This is a genomic window from Hydrogenophaga sp., assembly GCF_041633695.1.
Lineage (GTDB): Bacteria > Pseudomonadota > Gammaproteobacteria > Burkholderiales > Burkholderiaceae_C > Hydrogenophaga.
Genome location: NZ_JBFJMY010000278.1, coordinates 1 through 5,660, shown reverse-complemented (window position 1 = coordinate 5,660; position 5,660 = coordinate 1). Strand labels below are relative to the sequence as shown.

At 66.5% G+C, this 5,660-nt stretch carries 5 protein-coding genes; all 5 read left to right on the top strand.

The annotated features are described in order from the left end of the window. Nucleotides 1–934 (top strand): phosphotransferase family protein (locus ABYB95_RS15875; RefSeq protein WP_372659531.1); only part of this gene is annotated, 934 nt, incomplete at its 5' end. 13 nt (nucleotides 935–947) lie between these two features. Continuing rightward, nucleotides 948–2,195, top strand: coding sequence for an acyl-CoA dehydrogenase family protein (locus ABYB95_RS15870; RefSeq protein WP_372659530.1), 1,248 nt, complete (start codon nucleotides 948–950; stop codon nucleotides 2,193–2,195). 10 nt (nucleotides 2,196–2,205) lie between these two features. Then, nucleotides 2,206–3,006 (top strand): enoyl-CoA hydratase/isomerase family protein, encoded by an 801-nt coding sequence (locus tag ABYB95_RS15865; RefSeq protein ID WP_372659528.1) that lies wholly within the window; start codon nucleotides 2,206–2,208, stop codon nucleotides 3,004–3,006. Between the two features lie 32 nt (nucleotides 3,007–3,038). Then, nucleotides 3,039–4,016: an NAD(P)H-dependent flavin oxidoreductase gene (locus ABYB95_RS15860; protein ID WP_372659532.1), complete on the top strand. Its 978-nt coding sequence runs from the start codon at nucleotides 3,039–3,041 to the stop codon at nucleotides 4,014–4,016. A 38-nt stretch (nucleotides 4,017–4,054) separates the two neighbouring features. After that, nucleotides 4,055–5,660 (top strand): class I adenylate-forming enzyme family protein (locus tag ABYB95_RS15855; protein ID WP_372659527.1); only part of this gene is annotated, 1,606 nt, incomplete at its 3' end.

Genomic DNA, 5,660 nt, shown 5'->3' with positions numbered 1-5,660 from the left:
TGGCGGCGGCCAGTCCAACCCCACCTTCTTTGTCGATTTTGACAACCGGCGCATGGTGCTGCGCAAGAAACCCGAGGGCGAGGTGCTGCCCTCGGCCCACGCGGTGGACCGGGAATTCCGCGTCATGCGGGCGCTGGCCGCCAGCGACTTGCCGGTACCACCCACCGTGCTGTACCACGCCGATGCCGACGTGATCGGCACGCCCTTTTACCTGATGGACCGGGTGGAGGGCCGCGTGTTTGCCGACAACGCACTGCCCGGCATGGAGCCAACCGAACGGCGAGCGATCTACCTGGCGATGGCCGAGACCCTGGCGCAACTGCACCGGGTGGACTGGCGCGCCGCAGGCCTGGGCGACTTCGGCAAGCCGGGCCAGTTCTTCCAGCGCCAGTTGCGCCGCTGGACGCAGCAGTGGGCGCTGTCGAAAACGCGCGAGAACCCGGCCATCGATCAACTCATCGACTGGCTGGGCAGCCACATGCCCGACGACGACACCACCACGATCGCGCACGGCGACTTCAAGCTCAACAACCTGATGTTCCACCCCACCGAGCCGCGCGTGGTCGCGGTGCTGGACTGGGAACTCTCCACCCTGGGCCACCCGCTGGCCGACGTGGCTTTCAACACCGTGCCCTGGCGCACCTTGCCCGCCGAGTTCGGTGGCATCCGTGGGCTGGACCTGGCCGCTCTGGGCATTCCCACCGAGCAGGCGTATGTGGCGCACTACTACCGCACCGCCGGCCGCAGCGAGCAAGCCCAGCCCTTTCACTGGGCCTTCGCGTTCATGCGCTGGGCCGTCATCTTCGAAGGCATCGCGGCGCGTGCCCAGCGTGGCAACGCCGTGGCCGACAACGCGGCCGAGGTCGGCGCACTCAGCGTCGCCATGGCGCAGCGTGGCATCGAGGCCATCCACACACCCGTTTCCAACATTTGATCAGGAGCACCCCTTGGATTTTCAGTATTCAGAAGACAACCTGCAGTTGCAGCACACGCTGCGCGCGTTCATGGACCGGCACGTGCTGCCGCAGAACGCCGAATGGCACCGCCTGGCCAACAGCGGCACTTACCCATCGGCCGTGATCGAGCCGCTCAAGGCGTTGGCCAAAGAGGCCGGTCTGTGGAATCTGTTTTTGCCGGGTCTGCGCGAAGGTGAGCCGGGCACGCGCCTCTCGAACATGGGGTACGCGCCCTTGGCCGAGATCATGGGCCGCATCCCGTGGGCGTCGGAGGTGTTCAACTGCAATGCGCCCGACACCGGCAACATGGAGATGCTGCACCTGTTCGCCACGCCCGAGCAGCACGAGAGGTGGTTGAAGCCGCTGCTGGAAGGCGAGATCCGTTCGTGTTTTTCGATGACGGAGCCCGACGTCGCCTCGTCGGACGCGACCAACATCCAGACCACGATCCGCCGCGAAGGCGACGAGTACGTGATCAATGGCCGCAAGTGGTTCAGCACGGGGGCCATGCACCCCTTGTGCCGCTTCACCATCGTGATGGGCGTGTCCGATGAAAGCCCCGAAGCGTCTGCACACAACCGGCACTCCATGGTCATCGTGCCACTGGACACGCCCGGCTTCAAGATCGTGCGCAACGTGGCCATCATGCACCACCACACCCCCGAAGGGCACTGCGAAGTCACCTTCGAGAACGTACGCGTGCCGGTCTCCAACTTGTTGGGGCAAGAGGGCGCGGGCTTTGCGCTGGCGCAGGCCCGCCTGGGCCCGGGCCGGGTGCACCACTGCATGCGCTCCATCGGCCAGTGCGAGCTGGCGATGGAGCTGATGTGTGATCGTGCGCTGACGCGCAAGGCCTTCGGCAAGCACCTGAGCGATTTCGCCAACGTGCAGGACTGGATCGCCCACTCGCGCGTGGAGATCGACCAGGCCCGCCTGCTGGTGCTGCGCGCTGCCTGGCTGATGGACACGCAGGGCAACAAGGCCGCGCGCATCGATGTGTCGGCGATCAAGCTGGTCGCTGCGCTGTTGCAGACCCGGGTGCTCGACCGTGCGATGCAAGTGTTTGGCGCCATGGGCATCACGCCCGACACACCGCTGTCCTACCTCTGGACCTGGGGCCGCGCCATGCGCTTCTTTGACGGCCCGGACGAGGTGCACCTGCGTGCCATTGCGCGCCAGGAACTGAGCCGGGCGCGCGAGAACCTGGGTTCAAGCGCCGCCTACTACACCCCGCAATGAGGCTGTGAACATGAGCTATCCCGATCGACCCGAAGCATCCACCGCACCCGTCTTGTGCTGGCGCGAAGGCGCCGTGGTGCACATCCGCTTCAACCGCCCGCAGCGCCTGAACGCCATCGACCTGGAGACCGCCCAGGCCTTCCACGCCGCCTGCCGCCTGGTCGCGGATGACGGGCTGGCGCGTGTGGTGGTGCTCGGCGGAGAAGGGCGGGCCTTTCTGGCCGGTGGCGACGTGGCCGCCATGCGCGCCGATCCCCCCAAGGCCGCCGACCTGATACCGGAAGTGCATGCCGCGCTGCAGACACTGGTGGCACTGCCCTTGCCGGTGATCGCCCAATTGCATGGCGCGGTGGCGGGCGCAGGCCTGGGCGTGATGATGGCTTGCGACCTGGCCATTGCGGCGCAGGGCACCCGCTTCAGCATTGGCTTTACCACGCTCGGTGCCAGTGCCGACAGCGGGACCACCTTCGGGCTGCCGCGCATGGTGGGTTTGCGCCGGGCGATGCAGATCGCCATGCTGGCCGAGCCTTTTGACGCCGACACCGCGCTGGCCATGGGCCTGGTGAATGCCGTGGTGCCCGCCGACGAGATCGAGGCGCGCACCCAAGCCTGGGCGCTGCGTTTGGCAGCGGCTGCGCCCATGGCCATGGCCCGGCTCAAGGCGCTGTTGCGCAGTTCGCTGGACCACAACTACACCGACCAGCTGCACGCCGAGGCGCTGGCGTTTGCCGACTGTGCGGCGACGCAGGACTTCGCAGAAGGGGTGAACGCCTTTCTCGACAAGCGCCCCGCCCAATTCAAAGGCCTTTGAAACCGGCCGCTACCCAAGGACAAGCCATGAACATGAAGACACGCATCACCGAGTTGTTAGGCATCCGCTACCCCATCATCCAGGGCGGCATGCAATGGGTGGGCACCGCCGAGTTGGCCTCTGCGGTGTCCAATGCGGGCGGCCTGGGCGTGCTCACCGCGCTGACCCAAGCCACGCCCGAGGCCCTGGCCCAGGAAATCGACCGCTGCCGCGGCATGACCGACCAGCCCTTTGGCGTCAACCTCACCATCCTGCCCTCGGTCAACCCGCCGCCCTACGCCGAATACCTGGAGGTGGTGATCGAGAAAGGCGTCAAAGTGCTGGAGACGGCGGGCAACAGCCCCAAGGCCTTTATCGAAAAGCTCAAGCGCCACGGCGTGCGCATCGTGCACAAGTGCACCAGCGTGCGCCACGCCTTGTCGGCCGAGCGCAACGGGGTGGATGCGGTCAGCATCGATGGCTTCGAGTGCGCCGGTCATCCGGGCGAAGACGACGTGCCCGGCCTTATCCTGATTCCACTGGCCACGCGCGTGCTGCGCATCCCGGTGGTGGCTTCGGGCGGCATCGCCGACGGGCGCGGCATGGCCGCGGCCATGGCCCTGGGTGCCGAAGGCGTCAACATGGGCACGCGCTTTTGCGCCACCGCCGAAGCACCTATTCACGAGCACATCAAACAGGCCCTGGTGCGCGCCAGCGAACGCGACACCCAGCTGATATTCCGCTCCCTGCGCAACACCGGGCGTGTGCTCAAGAACGCGGTGTCCGACGAGGTCGTGGCCACCGAGCAGCGGCCCGGCGGTTGTGAGTTTGCCGACATCCAGCCACTGGTTTCCGGACAACGCGGGCGCAGCGCTTTGCACAGTGGCGAGGTCGATGCCGGTCTGGTCTGGGCCGGACAGGTGGTGGGTCTGATCGACGACATTCCCACTTGCGAGGTGCTGCTGCAACGGCTGGTGAAAGAATGCCGCGAAAGCCTGCTGGGTGCCACGGCCATGGCGCGGGCGGCGTGACGCGGGCGGCACCCGAACCGTACACGGGAAAGACCCACATGTCCGATGCCATGCCGCCCGTGCCAGCCACGCGCCTGGAGCAACATTTCCAGGACAGGGTGGTGCGCTGTTTCGTGGAGCGCCCCCACGACATCAACCAGATGTGGCGCCAGGCCGCGCGCAAAAACCCCGCAGCCGAAGCCCTGGTCTGTGGCGAGCGGCGCCTCAGCTGGGCGGCATTCGAAGAGCAGGTGATGCGGGTGGCGCAGGGCATGGCTGTGCTGGGCGTGCAGCAGGGCGACCGCGTGGCGCTGCTGCTGGGCAACGGCGTCGAGTTTGTGCTCGCATCTTTTGCCATCCAGGCCATCGGCGCCGTGATCGTGCCCTTGAGCACCCGGGACCAGACACCCGGCCTGGCCTACATCCTGCACAACAGCGGCGCCATGCTGCTCGTGTCGGACGCGGCGCTGCAAGCGCGCTGGCCGGCACCCGAAGACACGCCGCTGCTGCGGCACCGGCTGCTGGTGGGCGTGCCGCCCGATCATCCGCAGGCTTTTGAGCGTTTGTCGGGCTTCGAGCCTTTGGCCGACACCGCCCCGGTGCACGAGGAAGACGTGGCTGTCATCATGTACACCTCCGGCACCACGGGTTTCCCCAAGGGCGCGATGCTGACGCACCTGAACGTGGTGCATTCGGTGTTGCACTACGCACAGGGCCTGTCGCTGGGTCCGGCCGAGCGCGGCTGCGTGGTCGTGCCGCTCAGCCATGTGACCGGCCTGGTGGGCTTGATGATGGTGACGCTGGGCCTGGGCGGCACCCTGCTGGTGGCACCCAGTTTCAAAGCCGCAGACTTCTTGCAACTGGCCGCGCGCGAGCGCATGAGCTTCACGGTGCTGGTGCCCGCCATGTACCAGTTGTGCTTGTTGCAGAGCGATTTTTCGGCGCACGACCTGAGCCATTGGCGCGCGGGCGGATATGGCGGTGCGCCCATGCCGCCGGTCACCATCGACGAACTGGCTCGCCAGTTGCCGGGTTTGGGTTTGTCCAATTGTTATGGGTCGACCGAAACCACCTCGCCGACCACCATCATGCCGCCGGAGCTCACGCGCGCCCACCTCGACAGCGTGGGTCTGCCGCTGGCTTGCGCCGAGGTGGCGGTGATGGACGAACAGGGCCGCGAACTGCCGTGCGGCGAAGTGGGTGAGCTGTGGCTCAAGGGCCCGATGGTCGTGTGCGCCTACTGGGACAACCCCCAGGCCAGCGCCGAGGCCTTTTGCGGCGGCTACTGGCGCAGCGGCGACGTGGGCCGTGTGGACGATCAAGGTTTTGTTTATGTGATGGACCGGCGCAAGGACATGCTCAACCGGGGCGGCTACAAGATATTCAGCATCGAGGTGGAGAACGTGCTGTGCCAGCACGCCGACGTGCTGGAGGCGGCCGTGATCGCCAAGACCTGCCCGGTGCTGGGCGAACGTGTGCACGTGTTTGTTTCGGCCAAAGAGGGCAAAAGCCTGGATGCCGATGCGCTGCGCGCGTTCTGCGCCGAGCGTTTGTCCGACTACAAGGTGCCCGAAAGCTACACCTTGTGTGCGCAACCCCTGCCGCGCAACGCCAACGACAAACTGCTCAAACGCGAACTGCGCGAGCGCTTGCTGAGCGAAACGA